This is a genomic window from Marinobacterium rhizophilum DSM 18822 (assembly GCF_000378045.1).
GTDB lineage: Bacteria > Pseudomonadota > Gammaproteobacteria > Pseudomonadales > Balneatricaceae > Marinobacterium_A > Marinobacterium_A rhizophilum.
In genome coordinates this window covers 18,542-35,415 of sequence record NZ_KB899090.1, presented here as the reverse complement: position 1 = coordinate 35,415, position 16,874 = coordinate 18,542, and the positions used below count along the sequence as shown (strand labels likewise).

15 protein-coding genes are annotated in these 16,874 nt (G+C 55.2%); 6 read left to right on the top strand and 9 right to left on the bottom strand.

Annotated features, from left to right (window positions below; translation table 11 throughout):
* The first annotated feature begins 38 nt into the window (after window positions 1-38).
* The 6 genes from prsK to F451_RS0101985 all read left to right on the top strand — a co-directional run bounded on the left by prsK (window position 39) and on the right by F451_RS0101985 (window position 6,655).
* Window positions 39-2,159, top strand: a complete 2,121-nt coding sequence (prsK, locus tag F451_RS24535) for an XrtA/PEP-CTERM system histidine kinase PrsK (RefSeq protein WP_020679679.1) — start codon at window positions 39-41, stop codon at window positions 2,157-2,159.
* The gene (gene prsR / locus F451_RS0102005) at window positions 2,156-3,535 is read left to right on the top strand and encodes a PEP-CTERM-box response regulator transcription factor (protein ID WP_020679678.1); all 1,380 of its coding nucleotides are present in this window, start codon (window positions 2,156-2,158) and stop codon (window positions 3,533-3,535) included. The genes prsK and prsR overlap by 4 nt, the downstream gene beginning before the upstream one ends.
* 202 nt (window positions 3,536-3,737) lie before the next feature.
* Window positions 3,738-4,415 carry a hypothetical protein gene (locus tag F451_RS0102000; RefSeq protein WP_026291437.1) on the top strand — a complete coding sequence of 226 codons (678 nt, stop codon included), beginning with the start codon at window positions 3,738-3,740 and terminating at the stop codon, window positions 4,413-4,415.
* 11 nt (window positions 4,416-4,426) lie between these two features.
* The gene (locus tag F451_RS0101995) at window positions 4,427-4,705 is read left to right on the top strand and encodes an HPr-rel-A system PqqD family peptide chaperone (RefSeq protein WP_020679676.1); all 279 of its coding nucleotides are present in this window, start codon (window positions 4,427-4,429) and stop codon (window positions 4,703-4,705) included.
* Window positions 4,702-5,610 (top strand): HprK-related kinase A, encoded by a 909-nt coding sequence (locus F451_RS24530; protein ID WP_020679675.1) that lies wholly within the window; start codon window positions 4,702-4,704, stop codon window positions 5,608-5,610. The genes F451_RS0101995 and F451_RS24530 overlap by 4 nt, the downstream gene beginning before the upstream one ends.
* The gene (locus F451_RS0101985; RefSeq protein WP_020679674.1) at window positions 5,603-6,655 is read left to right on the top strand and encodes a nucleotidyltransferase domain-containing protein; all 1,053 of its coding nucleotides are present in this window, start codon (window positions 5,603-5,605) and stop codon (window positions 6,653-6,655) included. The genes F451_RS24530 and F451_RS0101985 overlap by 8 nt, the downstream gene beginning before the upstream one ends.
* Window positions 6,656-6,685: 30 nt before the next feature.
* On the opposite strand, the gene F451_RS0101980 is transcribed toward F451_RS0101985, so the two are convergent.
* The 9 genes from F451_RS0101980 to F451_RS24515 all read right to left on the bottom strand — a co-directional run bounded on the left by F451_RS0101980 (window position 6,686) and on the right by F451_RS24515 (window position 16,604).
* Complete coding sequence (locus F451_RS0101980) at window positions 6,686-7,714, bottom strand: XrtA/PEP-CTERM system-associated ATPase (RefSeq protein WP_020679673.1); 1,029 nt, start codon at window positions 7,712-7,714, stop codon at window positions 6,686-6,688.
* Window positions 7,715-7,727: 13 nt separating this feature from the next.
* A complete protein-coding gene (locus F451_RS0101975) occupies window positions 7,728-9,236 on the bottom strand; it encodes a TIGR03016 family PEP-CTERM system-associated outer membrane protein (protein WP_083928308.1) in 1,509 nt (502 codons plus the stop codon).
* On the bottom strand, window positions 9,208-10,128 hold the full coding sequence (locus F451_RS0101970; RefSeq protein WP_020679671.1) for an XrtA-associated tyrosine autokinase: 921 nt from the start codon (window positions 10,126-10,128) through the stop codon (window positions 9,208-9,210). The genes F451_RS0101975 and F451_RS0101970 overlap by 29 nt, the downstream gene beginning before the upstream one ends.
* Before the next feature lie 9 nt (window positions 10,129-10,137).
* Window positions 10,138-11,790 (bottom strand): XrtA system polysaccharide chain length determinant, encoded by a 1,653-nt coding sequence (locus F451_RS24525; RefSeq protein WP_020679670.1) that lies wholly within the window; start codon window positions 11,788-11,790, stop codon window positions 10,138-10,140.
* Between the two features lie 21 nt (window positions 11,791-11,811).
* Window positions 11,812-12,456 carry an XrtA/PEP-CTERM system exopolysaccharide export protein gene (locus F451_RS0101960; RefSeq protein WP_240476427.1) on the bottom strand — a complete coding sequence of 215 codons (645 nt, stop codon included), beginning with the start codon at window positions 12,454-12,456 and terminating at the stop codon, window positions 11,812-11,814.
* A gap of 390 nt (window positions 12,457-12,846) precedes the next feature.
* Window positions 12,847-13,680 carry a UDP-glucose 4-epimerase GalE gene (gene galE, locus F451_RS24520; RefSeq protein ID WP_338040020.1) on the bottom strand — a complete coding sequence of 278 codons (834 nt, stop codon included), beginning with the start codon at window positions 13,678-13,680 and terminating at the stop codon, window positions 12,847-12,849.
* Complete coding sequence (locus F451_RS28905) at window positions 13,620-13,883, bottom strand: NAD-dependent epimerase/dehydratase family protein (protein ID WP_338040017.1); 264 nt, start codon at window positions 13,881-13,883, stop codon at window positions 13,620-13,622. The genes galE and F451_RS28905 overlap by 61 nt, the downstream gene beginning before the upstream one ends.
* 168 nt (window positions 13,884-14,051) lie before the next feature.
* Window positions 14,052-15,095 carry an SDR family NAD(P)-dependent oxidoreductase gene (locus F451_RS0101950; RefSeq protein WP_020679666.1) on the bottom strand — a complete coding sequence of 348 codons (1,044 nt, stop codon included), beginning with the start codon at window positions 15,093-15,095 and terminating at the stop codon, window positions 14,052-14,054.
* Window positions 15,096-15,212: 117 nt separating this feature from the next.
* Complete coding sequence (locus tag F451_RS24515) at window positions 15,213-16,604, bottom strand: TIGR03013 family XrtA/PEP-CTERM system glycosyltransferase (protein ID WP_020679665.1); 1,392 nt, start codon at window positions 16,602-16,604, stop codon at window positions 15,213-15,215.
* Window positions 16,605-16,874 lie beyond the last annotated feature (270 nt).

The following is a 16,874-nucleotide window of genomic DNA, read 5'->3' as shown; positions in this document are numbered from 1 at the left end:
GCGGCCATAAGTAATTTGGTCAAGGGAGTATGCTTCCAATGATGGTTGCCGAGTTCAGTTATCTGGCCGCGACTCTGGTGTATGCCACCGTTCTGGTGCTGACCCTGTTTCTCTGGCGGGGGCGGCTGCAGGGGGGCTGGTTGCTGCTGGCCCTGGGGCTGATGGTTGTTTGGTCCGGCTATCTGGGTCTGAAAAGCGGCGGGGGGCTTCTCGGCGTCCCGGGTTCTGCGGTGCCAGACCCGAATCAATTTTTTCTGGAGATCATGCGCGATGCCGGTTGGGTCATGCTGTTGTGGCGGCTGCACGCGAGCAATCAGGGAATCGGCTCACGAAATTTTTGGTCCAGTGGGTGGCTGTGGGGGTTTTTTCTACTGCTGATCGCCTTGATGCTGGGAAATCTACTGCAATTATCGATGGGAGAGACGGGCAACGTTCTGCCAATCTCCCTCGCCCTCGTGAGCCCTTTTTTGCTGGTGATTCTGGTGCTCATTCTACTGGAACAGTGGTACCGCAATATACCCCGGGAGCGGCGCTGGTCGGTCAAGTTTTTCTGTGTTGGGACGGCTGTGGTGTTCGGCTACGATTTCCTGCTCTACTCAGAGGCACTGTTGTTTAACCGGGTGGACGCGACCCTATGGCAGGTACGGGGGTTTGTATGCGCGGTGATGGCGCCGCTGATGGCGGTTTCCATCGCCCGAATCAAAGCGGGGGATCGCCAGTTGCGCCTGTCTCATCGGGCGGTGTTTTTCTCCACCGGTCTGTTTTTGGCGGGCATCTATCTGCTGGTCATGTCGATGGTCGGCTACTACCTGCGCTGGTTCGAATCCAGCCAGGGCAGCGCGTTCCGGGTTGTGTTTGTTGTCGTGGCACTTTCGTTCCTGTGCCTGCTGGTTGGCTCGGGACGTTTCCGCTCGATCGTCGCTGTCTGGGTCAGCAAGCACTTTTTATCCTACAAATACGATTATCGTGAGGAATGGATGAAGGCCAACGAACGCTTTTCCGCGCTGCCGCTGGATAACTTCTATTACGAGCAATTGATTCAGGGCATGGCTGATCCCCTGGATAGCCTGGGAGGTATTATCTGGGTGCGCGAAGGCGGGGAGTTTGTCGTCAAAGGCTGGAGCAGTGTCAAGCCGCTGCCCAATCTGTCGAGCCGTGAAGATGGGGCCTTGCTCGACTTTTGTCAGGAGAGTGGCTGGGTCATCGAGGTGCCGGAGTACCTGGTTGCGCCAGCTCACTATGGTGACCTTCAAATTGCCGATCGACTGTTGGAGGGGCAGCAGCTTTGGCTTTTGGTGCCGTTACTGCATCAGGGCGTGCTTAACGGACTGGTTGGTTTGGCCCACCCGCGGGCAGAACGCACCCTCAACTGGGAGGATCACGATCTGTTGAAGGCGCTCGGCTCCCAATTGGCTGCCCTGATCACCCTTAGAGACACGACGGATCAGCTAGCGGCCACGAATCAGTTCGAGGCCTATTATCGTTTCTCGGCGTTTGTGGTTCACGATATCAAGAACGTGGTGGCTCAACTCTCCCTGGTGGTCAGGAACGCAGAACGGCACAAGCGCAATCCCGAGTTTGTGGACGATGCCCTGGAGACCCTGGCCAATGCAGTGCAGCGCATGAACAGGATGTTGAGCCAGCTCAAGCAGCAGGGCGCGCTCGCGGCGCACGCAGAGGTCGTTAATGCGCTCGATATAGCCAGGGCCGTCCAGCAAAACCAGAAGGACCGGCTTCCAGAGGTGGAGTTGGTGATTCCCGATGGCCCAATTGCGGCGTTAAAGCTAAAGACCGAGCGCGACAAGCTCATTTCGGTGCTGGGCCATCTGGTCCAGAATGCTCAGGAGGCGACCCCGGCGGAGGGTTTCGTCCGTTTGCTGGTAGACAATCGGGATGGGATGGCTATCTTTAGTGTGATGGACAATGGTTGCGGCATGAGCGAGCAGTTCCAGCGTGAGCGGCTTTTTAAACCTTTTGATACCACCAAGGGGCGCGCGGGGATGGGGATCGGCGTCTACGAGACCCGCCAGTTCGTTGTCCAGAACCAGGGATCCCTAGAGGTCAGGAGTGCGCCGGGGGAGGGCAGTGAATTTCGCGTGGCACTGCCGGCGTATGAGGTGCATGGGGGGCTGGAAGCAGAGATAGGTAAAGCGGTATGAGCAATGGCCGGGAAAGGGACAAGAAGCTCCTTTTGGTTGTCGAGGACGACCCGGGGCTTCAGAAACAGCTCAAGTGGGGGTTGGAGCAGTACGAGTTGGTGTTTGCAACCGATCGTGAAACCGCCATCGCGCAAGTAAGGCGATATGAACCGGATGTGATCACCCTGGACCTGGGGTTGCCGCCTGATCCCGCCAATGCCTCGGTGGGGATGCAGGTGTTGCAGGAAATAATGCAGCTTCACCCCGAGTCTAAGGTCATTGTCCTCACCGGCAATGATGACAAAATCAATGCGGTTAATTCGGTCGGCCTGGGTGCTTATGACTACTGCCAAAAGCCCATGGATCTGGATACGCTGGGCTTGATACTCGAACGTGCTTTCCTGCTCCGCGAGTTGGAAAAAGAGAATCGCAGGCTGGCGACCATTCATTTGCAACATTCGCCACTGCAGGGCGTGATCGCGGCCTCCGCGGAGATGCTTGAGGTCTGCAAGCTTGTCGAACGCATCGCGCCAGCCAATATCAGTGCTCTCTTGCTGGGAGAAAGCGGTACCGGCAAGGAGGTTCTGGCCACAGCGATCCACGCCCTGAGTGATCGGGCCAGTCAGCGGTTTGTTGCGATCAACTGCGCCTCTATACCGGAAAACTTGTTGGAAAGTGAGCTTTTCGGCTACGAGAAGGGGGCTTTTACCGGGGCGGTCAAACAAACTCCGGGGAAGGTCGAAACTGCCCATCGTGGCACATTGTTCCTGGACGAAATCGGTGATATGCCGATGCCGCTTCAGTCCAAGCTGTTGCGTTTTCTTCAGGAAAGGCGCATCGAACGACTCGGTGGACGCCAGGAGATCGAGGTGGACGTGCGGATTATCAGCGCGACGCATCAGGATCTGGAAGAAATGACCCGCGACGGTCGTTTCCGGGAGGACCTCTACTACCGGCTCAGCGAGTTCGTGATCACTATTCCGCCACTACGGGCACGTCCAGGCGATGCTATACTCATAGCCCGCGCCTTTTTTAACCGGTACTGCAAAGAGCTGGGGCGGCCGCTGAAGGGCTTTAGTGAGGAGGCCTGTCAGGCGGTGGAGGAATATTCCTGGCCGGGGAACGTACGCCAGCTGGAGAACAGGATCAAACGCGCGGTGATCATGGCAGATGGCAGCCAGGTCACGGCCAGCGATCTGGGATTGTCGTTAGGGGAGTCGCAGGACGTCTGGCCACTGAATCTCAAGCAGGTTCGCGATATCGAGGAAAAGCGAGCGATCGTGAGGGCGCTGGGGTTTACCGACAACAATATTTCCCGGGCCTCCGAGTTGCTCGGCATTACCCGACCGACTTTATATGCGTTGCTTGAAAAGCATGCAATCCAGTGCGACCGGTGAAGTTGCCCCGTTTCTCAGGTCGAAGCCACATGGGCTTGCCAAGGTGTCAGTTTTTATTACAGTGGTCGAATGGAATTGCGTCAACGTTTTGTTTTTCAAGTAAATAATTCTATGGCTTGAATATTGCCTACTATTTAATAAAGGCCTGATACTCGAGATTTAGCGTCAGGTGGGGCCCCCCAGACGACGTGGATTTTCTATTATGGCTACCGACGAGAAAAAAACCAAGAAGTCAGATTCAACCCGGCGTCGATTGCTGATCGGGCTGGCCGGTACACCCATAATGGCATCCTTGCCAAGTCGGTCGGCGTGGGGGCAGGAGTGCTCCATATCGGGCATGCTTAGCGGCAACCTTTCCAACCACCTGCATGAATGTCGCACGCTTGGGGATGGCAAGACGCCGGAGTATTGGAAGACCCATCCCGCCTGCTGGCCTGCGGACACCTCCATGACGCTCGAGTTTGGGACCATGTACAAGCCCCCCGCGAGAAAGAAACTCGATCCCTGCAAAGAGTGTGATGCTCAGGGCCGTGTGCTATCGGATAACACTTATACCTATGAAAACGGAACCACTCTTGATAGCGTGATCTCACAGGTACTGAGCACGTCTGGCTCCTCTCTTATTTGGACGGGTGGTTTTACGCTCCCGATAATGGGGTACCTGCTTGGTAGTGATGCTTATGCCCAGCAGGCTTGCGCCGCCTTACTGAATGCCCTGCACTCAGGTGTTACTTATCCGTATTCGCCGCGGGAGATCGCCGAGGTGTTGGTAACTGTCAATGGAGATGTGACGAAGGAAATCCAATTGGAGGGAGTTTTGGCCCACTTCAACGCAAATTATGCTGAAAGTGCTGCGTTGATGCAGCGGTGTACGATATAGGTCAATACTACATGGGTGAGGTGAGGTGGTGTCTGGATTTTAGCTACGTGGAGGCTTCCAGGCGCTGGCAGGATGGCGCGGTGGTGTTTCATCCGTTATCCGGTGATACTTTCGAGCTTAACGGACTCGCCGACTATCTATTGTGTTGCCTGGATGGGCAGCCGCCGCAGACAACCGAGTCGCTGATCGTGCAAGCCGCAGCGTTGTATGTTGAGATTGAGGAGCTACCGCGGATAGTTGGCGACACCCTGCACTCTCTGCAGGAGTGCCAACTGGTGCGCGCGCTTTGAGGCGCCTGTATCATCCGGATGCCGACGGGGATAGCACCTGGTATTTCGAGTTGGGTACCTTCACGGTCGAACTGACCTCCCGCGTCGACACCGTCAAAAAGTGGATTCCCTTTCTTTACCAGCCGTTTCGAGAAACAGTGGCCCGGCCGGCGTTCATTGACTTCCGTATCCGGGTAGAGCGGTCGGCTTCATTGCGACGTTGGGTTCGTCCACAGGTAAATTTTTATCTTGATGGCTTCGCTCCTTTCAAACCCCTGCCAGCTCGGCAGGCGGTTCCACTGTTTGAATGGGGCTTGAACTGGTGTATCGCCAATCAGTACCACCGGTATTTGCATTTCCATGCGGCTGGCGTCGAAAAAAACGGGGTCATGGTGATTCTCCCGGCTCCGCCGGGGTCTGGCAAGAGCACGCTGGCAGCAGCATTAATGCAGCACGGTTGGCGCTTATTCTCGGACGAGATCCTGATGGTGGAGCCCTCAACGGCGCGTGCGATACCAATCGGGCGTCCGGTCAATCTGAAAAACGAGTCGATTGATCTGCTGCATCAGATATTTCCCCAGGCGCAGCTGACGGAAAAATTCTACGACACGTCTAAAGGGGTGGTAGCGCTGATGAAGCCAACGGCCGAAACGGCTTCCCGGGCATCTGTGGGAGCGATGCCGACCCATATAATTACTCCTCGCTACTTGCCGGGTAGCACTTTGAGTGTCAGCGCATGCCGAAAACCGGCTGCATTTATGGCGTTAATCGGCAACAGCTTCAATTATCATATTCATGGCAAGGCGGGTTTCGATACGGCCTGCAGGTTGGTGGACCGATGTGACTGTTTCACGCTGGAGTACAGTCGGTTTGAAGAGGTTTTTGAATTTTTCGATGGGTTGTGCGAAGGATCACGGGGTGGTTGAGGCGCTGTTGGGTAATCCCTTGCTGGCGATGGAGTACTCGGATGAGCAGTGGGACCGGACGATCCGGTTGGGACGGTCCGCCAACCTGCTGGCACGGTTGTACCAGTTACTGGCCGACAACGATCTACTGAAAGCGGTTCCGCAAAAGGCGTATCATCACCTGGTCTCGGCCTCGCTTCAGGCACAGAAGCAGCGCTCGCAGGTGCAGTGGGAAGTTAAACTGCTGGCGAAGGAACTGCAAAGTATCGGGGTGCGGCCCATTTTGTTGAAAGGTGGCGCTTACATTTATGCGAACAAGGCAGCCGGGCAAGGCCGTACCCTGAATGATATTGATGTGCTGGTGCGAAAGGAGGAACTGTCCAAAATTGAGCGTCACCTGAAAGCTGTCGGTTGGTATTCCGATAAAGTCGATGATTACGATCAGCATTATTATCGAGAATGGACCCATGAAATTCCGCCATTGATCCACTATAAAAGACAGACAGTGCTGGATATTCATCACAACATCTTCCCCGTGCTTCGCTTTCGGATTGATATTGACAGATTAATGGATCAGGTTTGCTTTGATGCTGATGGCGTGGGGATTTTGCATCTGTACGATATGATTATTCATAGTGCCACGCATCTATTCTTTGAAGGCGAGTTCGAGAACGGCCTGAGAGATCTTTCGGATATGGATCTTCTCTTTCGAGAGTTGAAGTCGGATGACTGGCTGAAACTCAAGCACCGAGCACAGGAATTGCAGTTGGCCAGACCTCTGTTCTACGCTTTAAGGTATTGCCGATACTGTTTGTCCAGCCCGATACCGGATGATATCTGGACGGCGAAAGATGCTGGAACTCCGAACGCTTTGCAACTGCGTATGGCAGACATACTGTTCACCCGCGTACTCATTCCCCATCATTCTCTGGCTAAGCAGCCGGGGTACAGTTTGGCAAAGTCTATGCTTTACTGGCGTGGTCACCTGCTGAAAATGCCCGTTGCGGTATTGGTACCTCATCTGCTTCGAAAGTTAGTGCGTTCAATACCTGTCGGCAGGGATTAGCAGGCCGTTCTGCGCGTTTACGCCGCTCGGTCATCTTTCGTAATCTTCTAGCGTTTTATCGACCTCCTGTTTGAGTTTTCTGTCCAGGGTGTTCAACAGTTCAATCTTCTCATTAACCATGATGCTTAGATATTTGTTGATGAGTGTAATTTTTCTCTGCAATTCAGATACATCACTCGTAATAAGTGTCAGAAGTTGATCTGCATTGCCTTCTGTGGGGGCCGGTTGAAGTTGATTCAACTGGGGGGAGAACTCGTCTGCGAGTTCTTCTGCCACCGTAGTGACGGTATTCTCATCCACCATCGTAAACTCCTCGAGAAAGCAGAGCAGTAACAGGCGATCGCAGAATACGTTGATTTTTCTTGGTATTCCCTTGGTATGCCGGTAGATTTCCTTGAATGCACCATCGCTGAAGCCGGGCTTTTCTGCCCAGCCGGCTACCCCGAGGCGCCAAAGGATGTACGCCTTGACCTCCGCTTCGCTCAGGGGGTGCAGGTGGAAGGCCGCGATGACGCGTTGCCGAAACTGTTCCATGTTCGGATCCTGGATAATCGCCCGCAACTCCGGCTGACCCAGCAGGAAACTCTGCATCAGCGGCGTATCATTGACCTGAAAATTGGAAAGCATTCGCAACTCTTCAATCGCGCTGGCCGACAGATTTTGAGCTTCATCCACCAGTAAGAGGACCCGTTTCTTGGCCAGATGAGTCGACTGCAAAAAGTCCTGAAATTGCTGTAGCAACACCGCCTTGGGCTTATTTTCCGCAGGTAGTCCGAAGGCGCTGCAGATCATGCGCAGCAGGTCGTCGGCTTCCAGCTTGGTTGTTACCAGTTGGGCGGTGACGAGATTGTCACGATCGATCGTGGTCCAGAGTTTGCGCATCAAGGTGGTTTTACCGGTGCCGATCTCACCGGTGATCACAATAAACCCTTCGCCCTGGCTCAGTCCGTAGTGCAGATAGGATAGGGCGCGTTTGTGGCTCCTGCTTTTAAAGAAAAACTCCGTCGCCGGACTCAACTGGAAGGGTTTGGCGGTAAAGCCGAAATATGACGTATACATAGATAAATGCTCGCTAAAAGAGATGGCTGAATCCGAGTGTCATTCGAAACTCCTGGAAAGTACGGTTATCATCCGCAGAGTCCCGCTCGGTGCTCTTTACGGCGAGGTTGAGTGAGCTGTCCGCATCTAGCTGCCGAACCATGTTTAACGAGAGCGCCTGCTGGTAATCCGTGGTCCCTAAGTCCGCTTCCAGGCGAGACCAGGTATAAAGGGTGCTCAGGCTGGTTCGCCCAGACACCTGTATCGTCCAGCCGGCGTTGGCGCCCATATCTTCCTCGGTACGGGCTTGCACCTGAAATTCTCGTTCCGTTCTGAACAGGCCCAGGGTCCACAGACTTTTGCCTTTGCTGATCACCAGGTTGGCGTTCAGGCTTTGTTGGATAAACTGCTCTTCGGAGAGCGTGGGCAGCGGAGTGACCAGGGTGATAGCCCGCTCACCGGGGCCAGGTAGAACGGGGCTGCCCCCACCGACCAGCCTGCAGTCGGTAATGGCGAAGGAGGCAGTTGATGGGCAGATCAGGGTGCCGATGGGGGTGAGTTGCAGAAGTTCCTCACGAACACTGCTGATATTCTTGTTGTAGGCTAGCGACCAGTTGGTATGTCTTTGCCGGTGATTGAAGGTCAATCCATAACTCTGATTGGATTGCAGCCGGCTATTGTAGGAGGCGCTGAGTGATGTTCTGGAGCTTGGGTTCCAGCTAAGGTCCGCACCCCAGAAATCGCCTGCTTGTGCCTCGGACTGGGTTGGATTGTCGAGGTGGTTGTCGACATAGCCATAACGAAGCTTGCCGTCCAGTTGATGACTGTATCGGTACCCCAACTCGATATCCAGAGTCTCTGATTGGCTCGTTGCGGAGGTATCGGGTGTCGCCTGGTTGGTATCGAGATTGAGTGCCCAGTAAAACTTGCTGGGGTTAGACTGATTGTCGAGGAAAAAGTTGGTGCGATAACCGTCGCTGTTATCATTGACGCCATCGTACCGTACCATATCGTAGGAAAAATCCGCCCCGAACGTGCTGTACCGTCCCAGCCGTTGTCGCCAGCGGGGGGTGATCTGGAACGTAAAGGTGTCGGTAAAGTTATCGGGGGCGCTCAAGGAGTCACCGGCGCTGGCACTGCGATTGTTGATCAGCTGCTGGCTGTAGGTGCTTCTGGCATCCAGAAACAGCCGGTCGTCGATCAGCTCGGAGTTGGCCGAAAGACCCAGTTGATGATGGTAGTCATCGCTGGCCTGGTCGGATGAGTAGTTCAGGTATTGGAGCCGGTAATCCATGTTGGCCTGCAGGTGGCTTCCCTGTTTGGAGAGGGAAAAACCGGGACGCACCTCGGAAATAAGACTCGCCTCTTCGTCACTCGAGGTCAGGTTGAGATTACTGGTGTAATGCTCGGTGACCTGTATCTCAGGGGTAAACTTCCAGTCGCTGGCCTGGGCTGTCGCTACCGGTGTCAACAGGGCCGTGGTTGTTAACCGGATCGCAAGCCAACGCACCTGGTTATCGCTGAGAAGCGCCATAATAGCCATAATAATCCTTTTGTCTGGTCCTGGATTTATTCAAGACCAGACCAATTGCCATTTTTGGCTTGAGCAGGCTCAGTGCCCGTTCCACTTGGCGTTGCGAGGTGCGGCCCTCTTCTACGACAATCAGGGCTTGCCCCGTCATCTGTGCCAGCACGCTGGTTTCACTGGCCCCAAGCAGCGGTGAGGTATCGAAGATCACGATTCGGTCGCTGTAGCGGCTGGACAGCTCCTTCATAAATTGTTTCATTCTTTCACTGGCAATCATCTCCGTCGCATGATGGTGGCGGGTACCGGCGGACACAACCTTGAAGTTAGGAATACTGGTGCTCTGAATGATGTCCCTGACTTCGGCTTTGCCATTCAGGTAATCCAGTAAACCCAGCGCCTGGTCGGAAATATTCAGCTTGCGACTGAGACTCGGTTTGATCACATCGGCGTCCACCAGTAATACGCAGCGGTCATGTTCGGCAACCATGCTCAGTGCCAGATTCAGCGCAGTAAACGTTTTTCCCTCTCCGGCATAACAGCTCGAGACCAGAACGAGGTTGGGGTGGGTCAGTTGTGCTGCATTGGCTCCGAAGGCATTATCGAGCAATGGGCGCTTGATATAGCGATATTCTTCTTTGATCGGGGTGAAATTTTCGGTAGGGGTGACCAGGCCCAGCTGTTCCAGATGATCTGTATCGATGTATAGTTGCTCTCGATCGTGCGTCAGGTTGCGGCTGGTGTCGGTTGAGTCATCCTTTTGCGGCTGTCCGTCCGTCGGTGTCGACGGCGGTTCCGGGGTCTCTGTTGGGGTGTCGTCGAAAGAGTGGTGATTGTCGGCGCTGGCAATTACCCGCTTTTCCGCGTCCAACTGCTGGCTTTTTTCAAGTGCGCGCTCGATTGTGCTCATTAGAACCCCCTAGAAATAGTTGAGAATTCTGTAGGCTAATTGCTGGAGTTGGCGGAACCAGGTATTCGGGAGATCGGGAACGTAGGCAAGCAACTGTTCATTAGTGTCGGGAAGCAGCTGCAAGAACATCAGCATCCCGTAAAACGCCAGCAATGATCCTGCCAGGGCGATAAAGAGACGGGTTTTCCGGCGCTTTTGGCTCAGCAATAGCGGGTCCCTGATCATGGTGATCACCCCCAGTACGGGATAACCTGTGACCTGGAACAGTTGTTTGGGGTCAAAAAAGACTGGTCTGAGCTGAGAGATGAGGAAGGCGACTGCGATGCCAATGCCGGCTGCGCCTGCCAGCACTCCGGACAGGATCAGGGGACGGTTGGGGCCAGTGGGCGTTGCTGGCAGACGTGGTGGTTCGATGATGCGAAATTTAATTCCATCTGCGCTGGCGTCTGCCTGTTCCGACAGGTGCGCCGACTCGCGGCGCGACAGCAGTTCATTATACTGCTGTTGGGTAATAGAATACCCTCGTTGCAGCGCTTGAAGTTCCGCCTCTAGCTCCGGAATGGTGTTGGCATTGTTCTGTAGCCTATCCAGCTGCTGTTGATAATCTGCCAGGCGAACCTCCAGAGATCGCACGGTGGTTTCTTCATTGGCGTGTGAGAGTTTTAGCTGTTGATAAACCGGGTTTTCGTTCAATCCTCCGTCTCGTGCAGTCTGGCTGGCTTGCATCGCCTGTTGTCGTACACGTCGCTCCTGCGCTCTCTTCTTCTGGAGGTCTTTCAGAATAAGTTCTGTCTCCCGAATGTCTGGATGCTGATCCGTGTATTTCAATCGCAGCTGATCCAGTTGATTTTCCAGGGTGTCGATTCGTCCATCGTAACTGGAGACAAAGTCGTAGGAGGAAGCAGCGAGTTCTTCTTCCATGATGCCAAAGTTTGGTGCTTCACCCGCCAACTGCTTTTCAAGTGAAGCCAGACGGGTCTTGGCTTCACGCAGCTCCAGCTCTATGGACCGGGTCTGGCCTTTTAGAGTATTGATACGACTATAAAACCCACTGTCAGAACTCATCAGCTCATAGTTTCTCTGCTTGAATTCTTTGAGCTGGTTGTCCGCTTCATTCAGACGTGATTCGTATTCGGCGATCTGCCGATCCAGGAAGTTGGTTGCGGTGGTACTGTCTTCCCGTTTGTTTCCCAGGGTGTTTTCGACCAGCGTAGTCAAGGTCGCCTCAACCACATTTTTGGCTACTTCTGCCGAGTGGCTTGTATAGGAGATGGCATAGATGTTTTCCCGGCCCGCTCGGCTCAGTGTGAGGTTGTCTTCCAGCTGAGCAATGATGACATCGAAATCAGCGTCACTTTCTGCCTGGATATCCAGGTCAGCCAAGCGGGTGATTTTTTCCAGATTGGGACGGGTCAGCAACGTTTTGACAATCAGCTGCACCTGCTGTTCGGGGTTGGTCTGAACGGTCAGGCCCCGCAGCAGGGGCGCCAGCAGAGACTGGGTATCAACATACACCTTTGCTTCGGAGACGTATTGGTTCGGCATTTTCAGGACAAACGGCCAGCCGATCAGACACAGGACCCAAAATAATACCAAGGCGATCCATTTATGGACCCAAATCCCGCGCAGGTAGGAGACTGTCTGTTCAATAATATCTTGCATGGATAATGCTCCGATGCGCCACTAAAACCACGCTTCCGGGATAATGATAATATCGCCGGGCAGGATATGGACGTTGGCGGAGATATCACCATCCTCAACGAGGTCGTCTATACGGATGCCGTACTGTTGTTGCTCGCCGTCCACAATACGTACCACGCTGGCACCGTTGCCGTTGGCAAATTCAGTGAGACCGCCAACCGCTATAATGACATCCAGCAGCGTCATGTCCTCCCGGTAGGGCAGGGCCTGGGGTTCATCCGCTTCGCCGATAATCCGCACCTGCTCGGAGTAGGGGCCCACAAAACCCTGGACGATGACGGTAACGATCGGTTCCTTGATATAGAGGCCAAGGCTCTCCTCAAGTTTTCGCGCGACCTGCGTTGGCGTCAACCCACTTACCGCGACATCTTCGACCAGGGGTGTGGTGATCTTGCCGTCGGGGCGTACCGTTACCGTTTCGGATACTTCCGGGCTGCCCCAGACGAAAATATTCAGACTGTCCCCCGGGCCAATCAGGTAGTTGTACTGGGCGGGGTCGGTAGTTCGGGGATGTTTTGCGACAGCGGTAGCTAAAGAAGGATATGGGTTGCTCGTGCAGCCGGTCAATTGGACGAGCGAAATGATTGCCGCAGTACACGTCAGCCACAGGGGCCTCATTCCTTTCATGATTTTCTACTCTCCGTGCTCATATATACAACTGGAGTCTGCTCTTAACAATCATGGATGAACCATAGTCTGCTCCAGTAGTTGCTGCAAGTTTCGCCTCTCCTGCCACGTATGGAATGAGCCGTACCGTCTCAATCGTGCAGACCCGCAGCTGGAGTGTAACCTTACAGGTTCATTCCAGGTGTCTGCCCCACCGGGTTTCCCCGCGATAAGCGGGTCACGCTTTCCAAAAGGAGGTTGCATCCTGACGCCAATCCCGCGCACCACGCAGATCTGCCGAACAGTGGCAGGACAGCAAGGGCCCGCCAAATTGGCTCGATCATTGGGGCCTGTAAGACTGACAAATTCGCCCCTGGAGTTCGCTTTTGGTCCATTCCAGCCTACGCGCTTTTACCTTTTTGGCCATACCCCCAGCGGGCTCATCGACTGCCAGCGCCAGGTATCGACCATCATTTCTTTGAGCCCCCGCGCCGCCTTCCAGCCCAGCTCCAATTCGGCGCGGGTCGGGTCGGCCCAGCCTTCGGCGATATCGCCGGGACGTCGCGCGACAATGGCATAGGGTATCGATCGGCCACTGGCCTGCTCGAAGGCCCGCACCATTTCCAGCACCGAATAACCCTGGCCGGTGCCGAGGTTCCAGATGCCTGCGCCCTGATTTCTCCGTATCCAGCTCAGTGCCGCCAGGTGGCCGAGAGCCAGGTCCACGACATGGATATAGTCTCGCACCCCGGTACCGTCGGGCGTCGGATAGTCACCGCCATACACCAAGAGCTTATCCCGCTGGCCGTTCGCCACCTGGCCGATATAGGGTACCAGGTTGTTCGGGATGCCATGAGGATCCTCGCCGATCAGGCCACTGCTGTGCGCGCCGGCGGGATTGAAAAAGCGCAGCATGGCGCTGGACCAGCGCGCGTCCGAGTGGGCCAGATCTTGCAGTAGTTCCTCGACCATCAGCCTGGAGCGGCCATAGGGATTGGTCGGCGCAGCGGTGGGAAAGTCCTCGCGGATCGGCATTTCTGGCGGTTCGCCATAGACGGTGGCCGAGGAGCTGAACACCAGGTTCAGCACGCGGGCCGCCTGCATCGCCTGACACAGCGTGACGGTACCGGCAACATTGTTCTCGTAATAGTCCAGCGGCTGCACCACGCTCTCGCCGACGGCCTTCAGGCCGGCAAAATGGATGACGCTGTCAATGCGGTGCTGGGTGAACAGCCGATCGAGCAGAACCCGGTCGCGGATATCACCTTCAATGGCGAGCAGTTGTGGCGCCTGCTGGCATCCGTCACTATTCGTGCCATGTGCTCCAGGGCAGTCGGCGAGCTGTTGCAGTGGTTATCCAACACCAGCACTTCATGGCCGGCGCCGAGCAGCTCGACCACGGTGTGTGATCCGATATAGCCGGCACCGCCAGTCACCAGAACCTTCATATATCTCCTTGAATCCTGGAGGTGGAGCAGAGAATGGTCCAGTGCAAATTATAGGCTGGAAAGAGCTCCCAAGGGACCACGTCGAGCACTTCGCTTTGGACAAGCGATTCCCGGAAATTGTGTCGCGTCATTACGGGCTGCGGGTCGGTACGCCGCGGGCTGTTGTCGCTAACTCAGTGATTGCACATACCAGGGCATGGCCTGGTCGATACCGTCGTAAATACGGTGAATGGGGGCGTAGCCCAGTTTGGTTTGTGCTTTGCTGATATCGGCCTGGGAATGGCGTACATCCCCTGCGCGAAAGTCTCCGTAAACCGGGATCTTGGCGTAACTCACACCGCAGTCGAGCAGGGCTGTTTTCAGGGCGTCGAACAGGGTATTCAGGCTGGTCCTGTCTCCCAGCGCCACGTTGTAAACCTCATTCTTGGCGTCATCCGGCGCGGTAGCGGCGAGGATATTCATCTGCACGGTGTTGTCGATAAAACAGAAATCCCGGCTGGTATTTCCATCGCCATAGATAAACACATCCTCGCCGTGAATCATCGCCGCCGTCCATTTTGGAATTACCGCGGCATAGGCGCCGTTCGGATCCTGGCGCTTGCCAAAGACGTTGAAGTAGCGCAGGCCGATGGTTTTGAAGCCGTAGGCCTTGGCAAAGACCTCGGCGTATAGCTCGTTCACGTACTTTGTCACCGTGTAAGGCGACAGCGGCTTGCCGATGGTCTCTTCCACCTTGGGCAGCGCCGGGTGATCGCCGTAAGTGGCGCTCGATGCGGCGTAGGTAAAGCTTTTGACGTCGGCATCGCGTGCGGCTACCAGCATGTTCAGGAAGCCGGTGACATTGGTGGCATTGCTCGTGATCGGGTCGGCGATGGATCGGGGGACGGAGCCCAGGGCGGCCTGGTGGAGGACGTAGTCCACTGTGCCGGTCTGGTTTCTGGGGTGGCGCATGGCGCGGCGGCAGTCGTCGAGGCTGCAGATGTCGCCCTGGATGAAGTGGAAGCCGGACCATTGCTCTGTCGAAACCAGGGACTGGACTTCGTCGAGGTTGTGCTGGTAACCGGTGCTGAAGTTATCCAGGCCGATGACGTGCTGACCAAGCTTGAGCAGGGTTTCCAGCAGGTTTGAGCCGATGAAGCCGGCGACGCCGGTAATGAGCCAGACTTTTGGAGTGGCTGCGAGTGCATGCTGAATCTGATCGTAGCGGGTCATGGAAGCCTCATTTAGTGCCGAACGCCAAAATAAAATGATAGATGCAGGCGCAGCGTCGGGATGCTGCCGTTTTATCCGGCTGGTATAGACAGCCCGCCGAACAGTGAGCGGCGTTAATCAACGGGCGCCCTTGCCGAACAGGATCACCTCAACGGTCTGAATTAGAATCATGGTGTCCAGCAGAAAGCTGAAGTTTTTGACGTAGTAGAGATCGTATTGAAGTTTTTCCAGGGCATCCTCTTCACTGCTGCCGTAGCTGTAACAGATTTGTGCCCATCCTGTCAGTCCCGGTTTGAGCTGGTGGCGGACATCGTAATACGGCAGGCTGCGGGCGAGTTTGTCGACGAACTCCGGGCGTTCTGGGCGCGGACCGATAAAGCTCATTTCACCGTGCAGGATATTGAAGAGCTGGGGAAGTTCATCGATACGGTACTTTCGAATGAACGTACCCACAGCGGTCACCCGCTGATCACCCTTTCGGGCCCATACCGGCCCATTGGCTTCGGCATCCACCCTCATGCTGCGGAATTTATAGATTTTGAAAGGCTTTCCTCTGAGCCCAACCCGGGTTTGCTGGTAAAGAATGGATTCCCCGGGGCCACTTTCGAGCCTGATCAGCAATGCCGTCGCCAGCATGATCGGCCAGACCAGTATCAGCAAGAACAGGCTGATCAGAATATCAAAGAGCCGTTTGCCCATTCTCACAAGCTGGCGGCTGATCCGATAGCCATTGCCGCAGGCCATCCAGCTCGGGGGCATCAGTCTCAACGGGATTTTTCCACTCTCACGCTCGATAAAGCTGGCAATGTCGATCACGTTGGCCCCGACCAGCCGGCATTCGTGGAGTTCAGTCATTGGCAGGTAAGCCTGGTGCTGATCGGCGGCCAAGACCACCTCTCTTATCTTGTGGCGTTCCACAAACTCGGCAAGATGATCGAGATCCACTGTTAACTGGTCCTGGTGTCGGATGCCTGCCGCATCACCTTCGATTCTGACATAGCCCATCAGCTGAAAGCCTTTACGGTCTGAGGTACGGCGCAATTTGTCCTGGATAATACAGGCACGCTCCCCGGCGCCCAGCACCAATACACGGTGCTTGAACAGGTCGGTGGTATGGAGCTTGTTGAATCCAAACCGCAATGCGCAAACCACCAGGAACGACAGGCCCAGCGCCATGAAAACCGTTTTGAGCGGGAGACTGGTCATGGGGATGGTAGAGACGATAATCCCTTCGGTGACGGAGGCCAGGGTGAAGCCGAGCAGTATGCGCGCCAGTTGTTCTCTGGAGGTGCCCCGCTGCAGCGGGCGATACAGCCCCATGGCTGCCATGCTGAGAAAACCTATGATCACAAAAACGATACAGCCCAGGCAACTCAGGTGATCGAAGAAACTGTGTTGCGAGTCGTTCATGCTCAGGAACAGGCATGACAACATCGCGAAGGCTTCGCTGATTGCCAACAGCGCATAGGTGTGCTTGACGGATAAGTTACCGGCCAGATGTGCAAACATGCTAGCAGCTCTCTCTCTTAAGTCTGTGCTTGGCGGGAGTGCTGCTGGCTAGTTCCCATCGCTGTCAGCTCGTCCGATCTTGCTGTTTCGAGCGCTTAGCGATGAAAGTCGGGCGGTCGTGAATCACGATATAGCAAATTCTGGAAGTCGAGTACGGACGCTTCAAGCAGCGATTCAGCCCAGTGTGTGAAAACTATCTCGACACGCATCGTGTCAAAATGTCGGGGATTTCGCTGTATCTCGGCATCCTGCCGTAACGTCCGCGCCAGA